General features: G+C 69.5%; 9 protein-coding genes. 2 read left to right on the forward strand and 7 right to left on the reverse strand.

Annotated features, from left to right (window positions below; genetic code table 11):
- Positions 1 to 42: 42 nt before the first annotated feature.
- Genes OV208_RS11910 through tssK form a run of 7 tightly spaced genes read right to left on the reverse strand, consistent with a single transcriptional unit; the run spans position 43 to position 12,859 of the window.
- On the reverse strand, positions 43 to 5,772 hold the full coding sequence (locus OV208_RS11910) for a choice-of-anchor D domain-containing protein (RefSeq protein WP_267573952.1): 5,730 nt from the start codon (positions 5,770 to 5,772) through the stop codon (positions 43 to 45).
- A gap of 9 nt (positions 5,773 to 5,781) precedes the next feature.
- On the reverse strand, positions 5,782 to 6,300 hold the full coding sequence (locus tag OV208_RS11915) for a hypothetical protein (protein WP_267573953.1): 519 nt from the start codon (positions 6,298 to 6,300) through the stop codon (positions 5,782 to 5,784).
- Positions 6,297 to 9,989 (reverse strand): type VI secretion IcmF C-terminal domain-containing protein, encoded by a 3,693-nt coding sequence (locus OV208_RS11920; protein WP_267573954.1) that lies wholly within the window; start codon positions 9,987 to 9,989, stop codon positions 6,297 to 6,299. The genes OV208_RS11915 and OV208_RS11920 overlap by 4 nt, the downstream gene beginning before the upstream one ends.
- Positions 9,990 to 9,992: 3 nt before the next feature.
- A complete protein-coding gene (locus OV208_RS11925) occupies positions 9,993 to 10,325 on the reverse strand; it encodes a hypothetical protein (RefSeq protein ID WP_267573955.1) in 333 nt (110 codons plus the stop codon).
- Positions 10,322 to 10,960, reverse strand: a complete 639-nt coding sequence (locus OV208_RS11930; RefSeq protein WP_267573956.1) for a DotU family type IV/VI secretion system protein — start codon at positions 10,958 to 10,960, stop codon at positions 10,322 to 10,324. The genes OV208_RS11925 and OV208_RS11930 overlap by 4 nt, the downstream gene beginning before the upstream one ends.
- A gap of 10 nt (positions 10,961 to 10,970) precedes the next feature.
- Positions 10,971 to 11,570 (reverse strand): hypothetical protein, encoded by a 600-nt coding sequence (locus OV208_RS11935; RefSeq protein WP_267573957.1) that lies wholly within the window; start codon positions 11,568 to 11,570, stop codon positions 10,971 to 10,973.
- A gap of 35 nt (positions 11,571 to 11,605) precedes the next feature.
- On the reverse strand, positions 11,606 to 12,859 hold the full coding sequence (gene tssK, locus OV208_RS11940; protein ID WP_267573958.1) for a type VI secretion system baseplate subunit TssK: 1,254 nt from the start codon (positions 12,857 to 12,859) through the stop codon (positions 11,606 to 11,608).
- A gap of 305 nt (positions 12,860 to 13,164) precedes the next feature.
- Here tssK and tssB point away from each other — a divergent pair, with 305 nt between their 5' ends.
- Both tssB and tssC read left to right on the forward strand, forming a co-directional pair.
- On the forward strand, positions 13,165 to 13,725 hold the full coding sequence (gene tssB / locus OV208_RS11945; RefSeq protein WP_120545748.1) for a type VI secretion system contractile sheath small subunit: 561 nt from the start codon (positions 13,165 to 13,167) through the stop codon (positions 13,723 to 13,725).
- A 54-nt stretch (positions 13,726 to 13,779) separates the two neighbouring features.
- The gene (tssC, locus tag OV208_RS11950) at positions 13,780 to 15,291 is read left to right on the forward strand and encodes a type VI secretion system contractile sheath large subunit (protein WP_267573959.1); all 1,512 of its coding nucleotides are present in this window, start codon (positions 13,780 to 13,782) and stop codon (positions 15,289 to 15,291) included.
- Position 15,292 lies beyond the last annotated feature (1 nt).

Below are 15,292 nucleotides of genomic sequence, written 5' to 3' on the forward strand. Positions count from 1 at the left end.
CCCCCCGCTGGGTGACGCTGTGTTGGTGGAAGTGGTTCAGCCTCACATCTGTGGACGCCGCGCCTGACGGCTCAGCGCCCAACCCAGCAGGAGCAGCAGCGCCATCGCCGCGCCCCCTTCGCCACTGGTGCCGCAGGAGCAGCCTCCGCCCGTGCCTCCAAGGGTCCGTGCCTGGCCCTTCAGCGTGAGCGCAGCCTCCGCGTTCGTCTCTCCCCTCAGACGCAGCCGGAGCGTCCCCTCCGCGGGGCCTCCCACCTGCGGGTGAAAGAGGATGCTCACCGTCGCCTGCGCTCCGGGCGCCAGCTCCGCGTCCAGTGCACTGGCGTCGATCTCGAACGCGGGGTTGGTGTTCTCCACCACGCTCAGCCTCGCGGGCGACGCGGACTGGTTGGTGAGTGTCACCGTGCGCGGCGCGCTGGTGGCGCCGATGTCCACCCAGCCCAGGTCCAACTCCATCGGCTCCAGCGTCAGGAAGCTGGCCACCGTCACGCCCGAGATCGAAACCAGCGCCGCGCGCTCCTGGTCCTTCGTCCCCAGCACCAACGTGGCCTTCGAGGACGCCACCTGGGACGTGTCGTATTTAATCTCCAGCGTCAGCGAATCCCCCGGCGGCAACGCGCGCCCTTCCGCTCCAATCGTGGGCGACACCACCACGAAGTTCGTGGCCTGGGGCCCTTCCACCTTCGGCTGGAGCAGCACCAGCTCCTGCGTGCTGTCGTTGGTGAGCGACACCTTCGTCGTCACCGTCTCCGCCTGCCGCACCGTCCCGAAGTCCAGCGTGCGGCTGAGCGCACGGAATACCGTGGACAGGCCTCGACCCGACAGCGTCACCTGCGCCACTGGAGACTCCAGATCATTCGTCACCACCGCCAGCGCCGCCTTGGACGTGACGTCCGGACGGGGCACGAACTTGATGAACAGCTCCTTGGACTCCTGCGCCGCCAGGGTGAAGGGCAGCGCGGGCGCTCCCTCCACGGTGAAGTGCGACGGCTCCGAGTTCTCCGCCACCCCGATGATCTCCAGGCCCTGCACCTGCAACGGCTGGAGCGACTCATTGGTGATGCGCATGGAACGCGTCGCCGCCGACGAGGACTCGGCCACCCGCGCGCCGAACTCCAGCGTGGGCGTGGACAGGCTGAGCTGGTTCGTCCGCCCCCGTCCTCCCAGCGTCACCAGCATCGTGCTCGCCTGACTGTCGTCCGAGGTGATGCGCAGCACCGCGTTGAAGCGCCGCTGGGCATCCGGATGGAACTGGAGCGACAGCTCCATGCTGCCTCCCGGCACCAGCTTGACGGGCATCGTGGGCTTCTGGAGGACGAAGGACTTCGCGTCCTCCCCGTCCAGCGTGATGTCCTGCACCGTGAGCAGGCCCGCTCCCGTGTCGCCCCCTCCGTCAGTGCCCGCGTCCGACCCACTCGATGCCGCATGCGTCAGCCGCAAGCCGATGAACTCCGACGACGTGTTCACCCGCGTCCCGCCGAAGTCCAACGCTCCATCGAAGGCCACGTCGTCCCGCCGTGTCACATCCAACCGCGCCGACGTGGCCGTGCCCTGCAGCGTGAGCGTCAGTGGAGCCTGGGCGGCAGTGCCCCCCACGCTCAGCGTCGCCGTCAGCGTCCGCAACCCTCCCGTCGCCCCCTGCGGCTGGAAGCGCAGGGTGAGCGGCGCACTGCCTCCCGCGGGCACCACCAGCGGCAGCCCCAGCGCGGAGAACTCCGAGCGCCACGGACTTCCGGCCGCGAAGTCGAGCGACACCTGCGCGGCCGTGATGCCCGTGTTCGTCACCGTCACCACCTGGTCCGCGTGCGAACCGAAGTTCACCGGACCGAAGACGACCGCGCTGGACGGCAGCGACACACTGCCCACTCCTTCCACCACCAGTTGCACCGTGTTCGGGGTGGTCACCGCGTTGCTGACAATGGTCAGGACGCTGGTGATGGGTCCCCGCGCGGAGGGCTTCGCCGACACGAGGAAGGTGTGCACCTCGCCGGGCGGCACCGTGAAGCCCGGCAGGAAGGACGGGCAGCCTTCGGTCTGCGTCCCGTCATCCGGACGCAGGCAGAAGTCCCCGGGGACCGTGGCGGAGTAGACCACCAGCGGTGCCCGCCCATCGTTCTTCACGACCAGCGGCTGACGCGGACCCTCGATGCCCAGGGCCTGGGGCGCGAACTTGGGACTGGAGCCACCGGGCAACACCAACAGCGGCACGGTTCCCCGGCCCGAGGCGAACAGCGACAGGTCCGTGGTCTGGTCGGAGTTGCTCAGCACGTGGAGCGTGGCCGTCACGTCTCCCGCGTCCTCCGGACGGAAGGTGACATCCAACTGGGCCGTGGCGTCCTTCGTGAGGTTGAGCGGGAACACTCCGCCATTCAGCCTGGCCGTGAAGGGCCCGCTGGTCGTCACGTTGTTCACCGTGAGCGTGGCGGAACCGGAGTTGCGCAGCGTGATGGACCGGGTGTCGGTGCCCAGCCGGGGCACCTCGCCGAAGATGATCTGGTTGTTGCTCAGCTCCAGCTTCGCGAACGCGCCCACGCCGGACAGCTCGCGGGAGAGGGCGACGACCGTCGGGGACTTCTTCAGGCGGATCTCCAACTGCGAGGATTCGAAGCCGGTGGCCGTCGGGTTGAAGGTGAGGACGATGCGGCGTGTGCCTCCCACTGGGATGATGGTGTCGGGCCACTGATCCACGCTCGAACGGAAGTACGCGTCCGGGTTGGTGCGCACGCTCAACAGGTCGATGGGCACCTGGCCCGCGTTGGTGATGGTGAGGATGCGCTGGCTGCTGGCGCCCGGCAGCGTGGCGGGGAAGTCGAGCGCCTCCGTGGGGGCCGTCATCAGCGCGTCCGCGCCCCGACCCGTCAGGACGAAGCGACGGGTCGCGGTGACGCCCGTGACCACGCCCTGGTAGACGATCTCCAGCGTGTCCTGGTGCTGCTTGCCCACTGTGGTCGGGCTGAAGGTGACGCGGAAGGGCAGGGCGCGCTCCTCGCCGGGGGCGATGACGGGCTCGGCGGAGTTGATGGCATCCACGGAGAACGCGGAGCCACCCGGCAGGACGCGCACCGCGGTGACCTTGAGGCCCTCCGAGGCCTGGATGAGGTTGCGCAGCGTGAGCAGGTTGTTCACGTGGACCTGATCCACCTGCCGTGAGCCGAAGTCGATGGCGTCGTTCAGCCCGAAGATGGCGATGGGGCCCGTGGAGGTGCCCTTGACGATGAGCGTGCGCGCCAGGGCGACGTTATCGGTGGTGAAGAAGCGCAGCCGCGTCTCCAGGGACCCCACGTCCGTGGGACGGAAGAGGACCTTCACCGTGGTGGACTGGGTGGGCTGCACCGTCTGGGGCAGGAATTCGATGACCTGGAAGTGCGCGTCGCTGTCGGGCATGACCTTCGACAGGAACAGGGCCTGGTTGCCGGTGTTGGTCACCAACATGTCGGAGGAGGTTTCGCTGCCGGGCGCCACGTTCGGGAACACCAGCGTGTTGCTCGCCAGCGTCAGCTCCGGCGCCAGCGCCCGGCCGGTGATGGCCACCGAGGCGACCGGCAGGGTCGCGTTGGTCTGGAACGCGAGCGTGCGCGGGAAGGCCTCGCCCCAGGAGCTCGCGGCGAACGTCACCGTCAGGATGGCGCTGCTGCGCGCCGCGATGATCAGCCCCGAGGCGGGGATGCCCGTGAGCGTATAGGGCGCCAGGGACTCCGGCGGCACCGGGGACACCGTGACGGGCCAGTTCGTGGGGTTGGTGAGTGTCACCTGACGCGTGGGGGCCGCCGCGCCCACGATGGTGTCTCCGAAGGGCAGCGACGACGGGCTGACCGTCAGCGACGTCTTGCGCGCCGTCCCGCTCAGGGCGACATCGGACGGACAGGTCGTGGAGGGGGACGAGCCGAAGGTGATGAGTCCGTTCAGGGCCCCGCTCTCGTTGAGACCGGGGTCGAAGGTGATCAGCAGCTCGCGGCCAGCCGAGCCCGGCGCCAGCGTGAACGGCGTGGTGGGATTCAACGTGAAGCCGCTGCCCGTCAGCGTGGGCGTCACCGTCAACGCGTTGGTGCCCGTGTTGGTGACCGTCACCCGACGCAGCTCGCTCGCGGCGTCCCCCGACTCCTGCTGCGCGAAGTCGAACGACCGGGGCGACACCTCGATGCAGTTCGTGCCCGGCGTGGTGCTGCCAGCCAGAAACAGCCGGGGCGAGGGTACGGTCGTGTCGTTGCTGTTGAAGAGCAGGGTCTCCGACGCGGAGCCCGGCTGCGACGGGTGGAACTTCACCGTCAGGCGGTGGGTCTCTCCGGCCGCGAGGTTGAAGCTCGCGGAAGGGTCCACCCGGAACGGGGAGTTCGTGGCCAGGGCCAGGGCGGTCACCTGGAGCAGCGTGTCGCCGCCATTGCGGACCGTGACCTCCTGCGAGGCGCTGTCCGTGTCCACGGCGGTCTGGGGGAAGGACAGCGTGTCGCGGCTCAGGACGAGCTTCGCGGGGGACAGTCCTTCGCCGTTGAGCCAGGCAAAGGGCGGGGTGGGGCACGTGGAGCTGTTCGCCAGGGTGAGCGCACCCGTGAAGGTGCCGCGCGTGGTGGGCGTGAACGACACGTTGAGCGTCCTCGAACCGCCGGCGGGGATGTTCAGCGCGGTGTTGGGCACGCTGAAGGGCGCGGTGGCGGACGGCACCTGGGAGAACGCTTCGTTGCCCAGGTTGAGCACCGTGAGCTGCTGCGTCGTCGTCGTGCCCATCGGCTGGGCGCTGAACGTCAGGGAGGACTGCCCGAGCACGAGCAGCGAGCCGGTGCCCCGACCGTCGAGCGTCAACGTGAGCGATTGCGCGTCCGGATCATCCGTGTAGAGCGTCAGCGTGCCGTGGAAGTTGCCGGGCTGCCGGGGCGTGAGCGCCACGCGGACGTCCATCCGTTGGGGGCTGCCCAGCGGCATGGGCGGCACGGTGCAGGGCAGGGCGCAGGCGATGCCCGCCGCGTCGTACAGGCCCACGAAGGTGAAGCCTCCGGTGATCGCCGCGTGGTGCACCTTGCGCACCTTCGTGGACGGGTTGCGCAGCACCACCGCGTCCGTGCTCGTCGCGCATGACGACTCGGAGCCGAAGTCGATGGAGGAGTCCGACAGGTTCAGCGGGAAGTCCTGCACCACCACCACCCCTGCGTCCTGCGTGCCCGCGTCGGCGGTACCCGCGTCGCCCGAACCGGCATCCACGCTGGCACCCGCATCAATGGCACCCGCGTCGGTGGAACCGGCGTCGCCTCCGGAACCCGCGTCGCCCGAACCGGCATCCACGATGGTGCCGGCGTCCTTCGGACCCGCGTCGGCGGAACCGGCATCGCTTCCGGAACCCGCGTCGGAGGCACCTGCATCCGTGGCACCCGCGTCCGTGGAACCGGCATCGCCTCCGGAACCCGCGTCGGTTGAACCCGCATCGATGGCACCCGCGTCGGCGGAACCGGCATCGCCCCCGGAGCCCGCGTCGACGGCGCCTGCATCCGCCGCACCCGCGTCGCCCCCGGAGCCCGCGTCGATGGCGCCCGCATCCGCCGTACCGGCATCCACGCCGGTCCCTGCATCCGCGTCCGCCGCACCGGCATCGGCGTCACCTGCATCCGCCGAACCCGCATCGGCGTCGCCCGCGTCGCCCGCGTCCGCGTCACCCGCGTCGGCATCCCCACCGTCCGAGAGGCGGGCCCTCTGGGATTGAAGTGATTCCGCTTCGTCCCCATCGGGACCACAGGCGGTGAGCAGGCATATCGAGGCCGTGAGGAGAAGGAGGATGCGGTGCATGGAACGACCTCATTTGCCTGCGGTAAGGGCCGGGGCCTTGGCCGCGGGAGGAGTGGGGGCCGCTGGGGCGGCGGGAGGTTCGGGGGGCTTCGAGGCGTCATCGCCCCCGGGTTCGCGTGGCTCCGCGGGCTGCGTGCCGGTGCGGATGCGCCCTTCGAGCAGCTCGATGTCCAACGAACCGGGCGCGGGCGCGTTGACGAATTGCTGCCAGGTGCCGTCCGGCGCGGTGAACAGGAAGGACACCGCCACCGGGGCTCCGTCCGGCAGCGGCACCTTCATGCGCTGGAGCGTGCCCGGGTAGATGAGCGCGGACAGCAACACGTCCGCGTCCGGTTGGAAGACGCGCGCGGAGACCTCGCCATAGGACTCGATGGCGAACTGCTTCGGATCCACCTTGCGCACCAGCATGTAGAGCGGACGGCCCTGGTTGGTGCCCGACGGCGCCTTCACACTCAAATGGAGCGTGCTCGCCTGACATCCGGTCAGCAGGCACAGCGCCGCCGGAATGCATCTCGCCAGCAGTCTCATCGCGGCACCTCGCGGAACGGAGTCCAGGGTTCACCCTTGATGCCAAAGCGCAGCTCCATCACCCCATCCATGGACGCTCCGCCACGTGCTCGCAGCGACCACTGCCGGTGCTGCTGCTCTCCCGTGGCCTGTGACGACTCCAGCAGCCGGAAGCAGCTCCACGCCGAACGGGACTTCTCCAGCGACGCGTACTGCACCGACTGATCCGCGGGCGCGCGCACCTCCAGCATCAGCGACGCCGTCTGCTGGTCCCACCACGCCAGCGGGAACTCCTGCCACGACGGACTCTGGTTGTAGGCCAGGAAGGTCGTCTTGCCGCACTTGAGCGAGCCCAGCGTCACGAAGCTGCCCGGCGTGGGCGCCTTCGGCAGCGGCAGCGGCATCACCTGCAACAACAACGGCCGGGGCCTTCCTTCGTTGTCCCACAGCACGCGGGCCAGCCGTGACAGCCGACCCAACGTGGGCAGCATCCCCGGCGGCAGCGTGAGCCGCGACTGGAGCGCGCCGCGTGGCACCCACTCCGTGCCGCGCTCCTCGCACACCGGCGACAGCACCCGCGTGACGAAGTCCCAGAACGCGCCGTCCTGCCGGCGCAAGATCTCCAGGTCCCCCGGCTCCACTTCCTGCGCCGCGTCCGGCGCGAAGGGATAGCGCCCCAGCAGCGGACGCAAGAGCCGCCCGGACGCATCCGCCCACTGCCGCTCCAGCGTCCGTTCAATCTCCCGCTGCCCCAGCTCCTTGACCGCCAGGAACGGCTGGCGGAAGGGCTGGCGCAGCTCACCAATCAGCCCCTGCTGATCCAACCACGCGTCCACCTTGTGCAGGTACGACGTGTCGTCCTCCAGCATCATCGCGAAGGCCAGGCGGCCCAGCGGCGTCAGCAGCTCCGGCAGCCGCGCGGCCCCGTTGGGCGCAGGCGGCGCGCCCGCCACGGCCCCGGTGAGGGACGCGGTCGCCTCCGCGGGCACCACGCTCTGGCGGGGCACCGCGTTCAGTTCGTCCGCCAACTGGGCCACCAGCGCGCGGTATGGGTTGAGCGCCACATAGTTGCCGCTGTCATCCGGTTTCATCACTGTGGCGATGGGCTTGAACGGCGCCACCGCGTTGCGCAGCGATTCGTAGAAGGGCCCGTCCAGCGGCTCCAACGCCACGCCCTGGGACACGTCGCGCAGCATGTCCACCAGCTCCGAGGAGGGCTGGGTGAGGCGCGACAGCTCCTCCGTCAGGAGCGCGGGCACCACCGCCTGGAAGCGGTAGGTCGACACGCGCTGGAACAGGCGGTTCCTGTACTGGTGCGCGAACTGGTTCACCTTGCGGCGCACGTGCTCCTGGCGCTGGGACGCCTCCTCCACCGACAGGCCGGAGCCCTTGATGCGCTGGGTGAACTCATCCACCAGCGGGCGCAGCCGCGTGTCGAACTCCAGCCGGTCCGCGGCCAGCCCCACGCCCCCGCGAGAGGCGAGCGCGTCGTCGCCCGGCACCACCGTGCCGAAGGGCATGCGCCCCGTCTTCTCGTGGTAGCGCAGCAGCGCCTGATGCAGGAGCCTGGAGCCGTCCTTGGGACGGAACTCGAAGGTGCTCTGCAGCACCGTCGCCTGGAGCACCGCTGGCCCGCTGCCCGGCAGCCACAGGCCGTCGCGCACCAGCAGCTCCGCCACGCTCAGCTTCTGCACCGCCTTCACGCCCAGGTAGGCCTCTTCCTCCATGCGCAGGATGTTGGAGAGCACCTCGCGGTGGTCGTTCATCCACGCCACCGTCTTCAGCGTGGAGGGGATGCCCCGAAAGCGGCTGGTGTCCACCCGCGCCTCGGAGGCGGCCAGGAGCTCCAGCGCGCGTGGCAGGCTGCTGAAGCGCGCGCTGTCGTCCAGGAGCGCCTGCAGCCTCCGCCGCTCGTCCTGCATCGCCTCCAGGTCCGCGTCCAGCCGCTCCAGCACCTGCGGCTCCACGGACCGGTTCTGCAACAGGTCCTGCAACCGCTTCAGGTGCGACTGCCACGGCGAGAGCTGCGACTCCAGCGTGAGCGGCTCCGGGAAGGGCCAGCGCGCCCAGTCCGACTCCGGCGTCTCCGGCGCCTTCCAGGGTGGGTCGCTCATCAGCACGTAGTCCGCCACCAGCGACTCGCTCAGTCCCACCGCCGACACCCACGAGCGCCCCTCATCCAACGAGGCGGCCTCCCCGGCGGACGGCGGCTGGCTGGCCTCCGGGATGAAGCTCCACGTGGGACGGGACTTCAGGCTCGCGAGCACCAGCTGCCCCAGCGCCTCCTCGCGCGAGCCATGCAGCGTGGCCAGCAGGTAGATGACCTGTTCGGGCCGGCACGTCTCCGGCTGGCGGTGGCACTTCTCCAACGCGGGCCGCACGTGCGCCTCCCGGATGCCCCGGGCCAGGCGCTGACGCAGATCCTCGCGCGCGTCGGTGAAGCTGTAGCGCAACAGCGGCCAGGTCCCCATCGCCCGCCACAGCACGTCCAGCGACTGGCCGGCCGCGAGCACCTGATCCTGCACCACGCCCCCGGACACCTCCTGGCCCTGGTCGCGCATGCGCTGCACCGTCTCTTCGAAGCGCACCACCCGCGCCCGGGCCTGCCCCAGCCTCCACGTGAAGTGGCCGTAGGCCGCCCCCAGCGGCAGCGCGCACGCGAGCCCCAGCAGCACCGCGCGGCGCAGGTGCGTGTGCAGGTAGCGCTGACGCACGGCCCTCGCCGCGCTGGCCTCGGTGGACACCGACAACACACCCGGGTCTCGGGCGTCCGCGTCCGCGGAGGACAGGGACACCGTCGTCAGCCGGGGCGCGTACGCCAGCGTCTGGCCCTCCATCAGCGCCGCCACGAAGCGCGCCAGCGCCTCGAAGGGCTGATGGCCTTCCGAATAGAAGCGCTCCAGCCGCTCGAAGGACTCCACCGGCAGGGCCGTGAGGCCCAGCGCCAGGTACTGCTCCTGGGACTTGAGCAGCGTGGACAACTGCTTCTCCTGGCCGGGCTCCGGCAGGGGGAAGCGCAGCGGCACGTGGTGCGCGCGCAAGAGCCGCGCGAAGTCCCCGTAGCCCTCCCGCTCATCCAGGTGCGTCAGGCACACGCGCGTCTCCAGCGCGCCCCCTCGCACCTCCGCCAGCAGGTTGAGCTTGCCGCGCAGGAGCTGCGCCGCCCTGCGGACCTCGTCCGGAGGCGTGTCCGACAGCCAGCGCGCGTCCAGCACCAGCACCGCGAGCGCCTGCTGCCCGTGGCCGAAGCTGTCCTTCCACAGCCGGCGCAGGGCCTCGCCCGCCTCCTTGGATTCATCCTCCAGGAGCTGCGCGGACACCTCCAGGGCCACGGCATCCGCGCCCAGGTACACCTGGAGCAGCGAGTCCGTGAGGAGGCTGGGCAGGAACTGCCGCGCCTGCCGCTTCCAGTCCATGTCCAGCTCGATGAGCCGCGACTTGCCCGCGCCCGCGGGCCCCATCACCACCACGCCCGGCAGATCACCCACCGCCACGCGATGGCGCAGCGGCAGGCCGGCCAGGAACTTCTGGCGCACCTGACGCAGCCGGTTGCGCGCCATGGGCACGGGGCCGGATTCAGCGGGCGCGGCCTTGCGCTTGCGCAGCCACACCAGCAGCGGCACGCCAAGGGCCAGCAGGGCGAGGGCCAGCAGCACCCACGGCTTCCACGCGGGCGGAAGGAACGACGTCAGTTTGCGGAACACCTCCATGGCTCAGCGCTCTCCCCATCCCGTGACGTTCCGGGCCCGTCCGGAGCGGTGAAATGCCTCCAGGACGTCCTCCAGCGTGTCCAACGTGCTCGTGAGCTCCGCGCGCGAGGCCTGCTGCGCCTCCGGCGTCAGTCGTGCTTCCCCCGGTCCCGGCAGGAGCGCGGCCAGTCCCTGTCCAAGCTCTTCCAGAAAGGGCCCCATGCCGGCGCGCCCGGTGCCGAAGCGCGCGTCGATGAGGCGCTGCATCTCCTGGAGCACCTTCGGCGCGGACTCGATGCCCGGCGCGACGGGCGCCGCCGGGGCTCCGGACGAAGGACGTGGGGGCGGGGCCATCATCGGGTCACCCACCACAGGACGCCCTGCAGCCCCAGCACGCAGCTGGCGGCGACGGCGTAGTAGCGGCCGGGAAAGGCGTAGAGCAGGGGCCCGACCTCGTCACCGGATTCTCCAGGGGCGGGCGGGGGCGGGGGCGTCACGATGCGCGCCGCCAGCCGCTCCTGGTACTCGCGCAGCTTCGCGGTGTGTCCCAGGTAGCGGCCGCCGAAGCCCGCGGTGATGCAGAAGTGGAGCATCTCGAAGAGCAGCGGGGGCGCGCCCGGCGCATCCAGCCGCTGATCCGCCAGCGTGTAGAAGGCCTCGCCGCCGCCGTCCTCGCCGAAGAGGCGGTACTGCAAGAGGGGCCACAGGGGCTGTTCCGAGTCCGCGAGCCGCAGGAGGACCCGCTCGTCCACCAGGTACGTGAAGGGCTTGAGCGCGTCCTGCACCTCCTCGTCGCGGGCGTGCACGCCCAGGCCCGCGCGCAGCCGCTCCACCACCTCCACCAGTTGTTCCTGGAGGAGCTTCAGGCCCTCGCGGCCCAGCAGGACGCCCGTCGCGGTGGCGCCGGGCGCGGCCGCGGGCAGCCACTGCTCCATCACTGCCTGGGCCTGTCGGTACTGCGTGAAGACCACCTGCCAGTGCTCCAGCTTCATCGCGCCCCCCTCAACCCACGTTCACCATGGAGCCGCCCACGGTCGTCATGCCGCCCTTGAGTTCCGCCATCCCGTCCGTCTTGAGCGCCAGCAGCGCCTCGGCGGTCACCTTCACCATGGGGGCCGCCACCACCACGTCCTTCACGCCGTCCAGCTTCACGGTCGGCGCCTTCAGCGCCACCGGGCCCGTCTTCCCCTCCACGGCGACCTGTTCGCCCTCCACGCTGAACTTCCCCGTGGCCTTGAGCGCCACCGCCGTGTCGGAGCTGAGCGACGCGTCCGCCTTCGCCTTCTGCGTCAGCGTGTCCCCAGAGGTGAGGGTGAAGGCCTTGGTGCTCTCCAGCGCGAACGTGTCGTCGCTCTTCCACGACGACGTCTTCGACGAGGTGACCTCGATGGTCTCCGCCTTCAGCACGAAGGACTTGCAGGTGACGGTGACGCTGTCCTGCTTCTGCACCACGGTGCTCGTGGCGTCGTTGCCCTTCACCTCCAGGGTGATGGACTCCCCGTTCATCGTCACCGTCTGGAGGATCTTCCCCTCCTTGTCCTCGGTGGTGAGGATGAGGCCCTTCTCCTTGTCCATTTCGATGATGCAGATGAGCTTGGGCATGGGCGTCGTTCCCCCTCAGGCGTCCGGGCGCGGCCTCACGCCCTGCGCCAGTAGAGGAGCACCTGGGCTCCCTCCAGCGGGGGAGTGGCGAAGAAGGTGAGCCCGTCCTCGCGCTGCGCGGCTTCCCATTCCTCGTTCTGGTGCGTCAGTTGGTACCAGTCGATGTCCGCGTCGAACGCGTGGGGAAAGGACGGGTAGGGCACGCGCCGGTACGGCACGCCCTTCAAGGCCTGACGCCGCACCGCCGGTAGCCGCAGGGGGCTGGCCAGCTTCACGCCCTCCATGGACCGGGGTTGATCCCGCTCCTGCCTGCGCACCAGCAGGTAGAAGTCATTGGGCGGCGGCGTCTCCCGGGGCAGGGGCCCCAGGCGGAAGTGACCGTCCTGGCAGTCGAAGGCCCGGTAGGACAGGGGACTGGCGTGAGGCCGGAACCCGCGCGTGAGCAATTCCATCCACCGCGCCAGGCCCGGCCCCGGCGTGTCGTGCTCGTACGCGGGCAGCTCGTCGTCCGGTTCCGACTCCAGGTAGCAGCAGGTTTCGAAATACAGCCGCCGCAAGGCCTGCATCAGCAGGTAGGGCGGAGGCTGTACGCCATTGCGCATGTCCTGGCGCAGCACCTGGAGCCCCCGCACCTCGCAGAGCGCCCGCCTCGCGCTGGCCAGCCGATCCCCGCGCACCAGCCCCTCCTGGAGGGAGGTGCGCAGCTGCCCGCGCGCCTGTTGCAGCAGCCCGTCCAGCTGCGCGAACAGGGGCTCGAGGAAGGGATGCGGCCCCACCCGCAGCAGCGGCGGCAGGCCCGTGCTCGAAAGCAACCAGGGACCTTCCGCCTCCCGGGTGAACACGGCCAACGCCAGACGGCTCACGCCGCCGTCCACCACCGGATCCAGCGAGAGGCACAACTGCCGCACCGCGCGCACCACCGGAGAGGCCTCTTCTCCCGGCGCGGGGACATCCTCGCGAGCCTCCTGCACCGCCAGCAGGTGCAGATAGACGGTGACCCGGGTGCGGCCCGCTTCCTCCAGCGACAGGGGCGTCACGTCCGCGTTGCCCGGCACCTCCACCAGGTGGCCGCCCGGCATGATGACCTCCAGCTCCTCCAGCGCCACGGTGCCCTTGGTCAGCAGGACCTCGTTGAAACGCAGCGCGCTCACGCCCACCACCGGCAGGCCCGCGAGACCCGCGTAGAGCCGGGCCTCCGTCGACAGGGATTCCTCCTGGGCGCGGAAGTGCTCGGGCAGCAGTGTCTGCCCTTCCTGCCAGAGGACGCGAGCGAGGGTGTCTGGGTTCATGAAGAGGGGATGCGAGCCTTTGGCGGCGCACGGGGCTTTCAGGGGAAGGCCCACGTCCAGCGCGGATGAAAATGTTTAAAAAAGCTACAGGTCGGAGGCCGGCGGCGTCAAGTCACCCTGGCGGATCCTCCGTGTCTGGTTTCTTCCTGTTTTGAATGGGCATACACGCCCGGGTTGGGTCACTCCTGGCTCCCCAGGTGAGCGCTCCCCCTATGTGCCAGGTCATGTCGCAGGGGGTGTATTGATTTTATGCAAAGTTATGGTTTATCAATTCTTTTACAAACGGCGTTCAGCCCGGGGGCACCATGGCCATCACCGATGAAATTCCCAGATCACGTATCACCCTGACGTACCGCACCCAGGTGAATGGCACCCGGGCGGACAAGGCCTTGCCCTTCCGCCTGCTGGTGATGGGGGACTTCTCCAAGGGGACCTCCGTGGACCGCAAGAAGGACCTGGATCAGCGGGAGATCCGCAACCTGGACGGCAAGAACCTGAACCAGGTCATCCAGAACATGGGGATGACGCTGGAGTTCAGCGTGCCCAACCGCGTGGACCGGCCGGATCCCGCGGACGGTTCGGCGCCTGGGACGCTGCCGGTGAAGCTCAAGCTGGATTCGCTCAAGTCCTTCACCCCGGTGGAGGTGGCGCGCCAGGTGCCGAAGATCAACGCGCTGCTCACGCTGCGCAAGCTGCTGCTGGAGCTGCAGGGCAACCTGGACAACCGCAAGGAGTTCCGCCAGCTCGTGCGTCAGCTGGCGCAAGACCCGAAGGCGGTGGAGCGGCTGAAGACGGAGCTGGCCGCGTTCAAGTCGCTGGGCCTGCCGAAGCTGGCCGCGACGAACCCTCCGCCTCCGACGACGTGATGCCGGGCGCGAGCCCTCCCTTCCGACCTTCCGCCTGAACGAGACCCTTCATCCATGCCGACCCCGACCCCTCCAGCCCCTCCCGCCCCCGTGGCCACCCAGACCCTGGACCTGCCGCTGTTCTTCAACAGCGTGCGGCTGGGCACCCCGCCCCCGCTGCGCGACCCCGCCACCCAGCCGAACCAGCTGGTGGTCCCCGAAGACGCGACGCCGGAGGAGCGCTTCGTCTCCAGCCTCGCCGCCATGGTCCACAACATGGACCTGGACGAGGGCCGCTTCGACAAGCAGAGCGTGCAGGAGCTGGTCGGCACCATCGACACCCTGGTGGCGGACCAGCTCAACGCCGTGCTCCACGCGCCGGAGTTCCAGGAGGTGGAGGCGCAGTGGACCGCGCTCGCGGACCTGGTGAAGAACACCAACTTCAAGGCCAACATCGAGCTGAGCCTGCTGGATGTCTCCAAGGAGGAGGCCTACGGCGACCTGGAGACGAACGCGGCCGACGTGGCGGGTTCGGAGTTCTTCAAGAAGCTCTACGTGGCGGAGTACGACCAGTACGGTGGTGCCCCCTACGGCGCGCTGGTGGGCCTGTACGAGTTCGCCAACACGCCCAAGGACATGCTGTGGCTCAAGACCATGGGGAAGATCGCCGCGGCCAGCCACGCGCCGTTCGTGGCGTCCGTGGCCCCCAAGTTCTTCGGCTGCGACAGCATGCGGGAGGTGGCGCAGCTGCGGGACGTGTCCAGCCTGCTGGACTCCCCCAAGTACTCCGCCTGGAACGCGCTGCGCGAAACGGATGAGGCCGCCTACGTGGGGCTCACGCTGCCGCGCTACATCGTCCGGCCGCCCTACAACCCTGAAACCTATCCGGCCACCGGCATGGCCTTCACGGAGGCTGTGAAGGGCGACAAGGAGGAGGAGTACCTCTGGGGCAACGCGGCCATGCTGTTCGCGCGCAACCTGGTCCGCTCCTTCGAAACCTCCGGCTGGTGCCAGCACATCCGCGGCCCCCGGGGCGGCGGCCTGGTGGCGGGCCTGCCCGTGCACCTGACGCACCTGCGCGGCGAGGAGGAGATGAAGCTGCCCGTGGAGATGTCCATCCCGGACTTCCGCGAGCTGGAACTGGCCAACGGCGGCTTCATGCCGCTCATCCACAAGAAGGGCTCCGCGGAGGCTGTCTTCTTCAGCGTCCAGTCCCTCAAGCGCTCCACGGTCTTCGAGGACCCGAAGGACTCGGAGAACTCCCAGCTCGTCACCAACCTGGCCTACACGTATTCCATCAGCCGCATCGCGCACTACGTGAAGGCCATCATGCGCGAGAACATCGGCAGCACGGCGGGGGCCCAGTACATCCAGCAGCAGATTGAGCGGTGGATCTCCCGCTACGTCACCACGCTGGTGAATCCGGACGACCTCACGCTGCGCTACTACCCGTTCAAGGCCTACAGCCTCGCCGTGGCGGAAGTGCCCGGCAAGGTGGGTTGGTACCACTGCAACCTGTCCGTCCTCCCGCACATCCAGTTCGAAGGCATGAACGTGGACCTTCGCGTGGATGCGCGGCTCGGCTGAA

It is taken from the genome of Corallococcus sp. bb12-1 (assembly GCF_026626765.1).
Taxonomy (GTDB): Bacteria; Myxococcota; Myxococcia; order Myxococcales; family Myxococcaceae; genus Corallococcus; species Corallococcus terminator.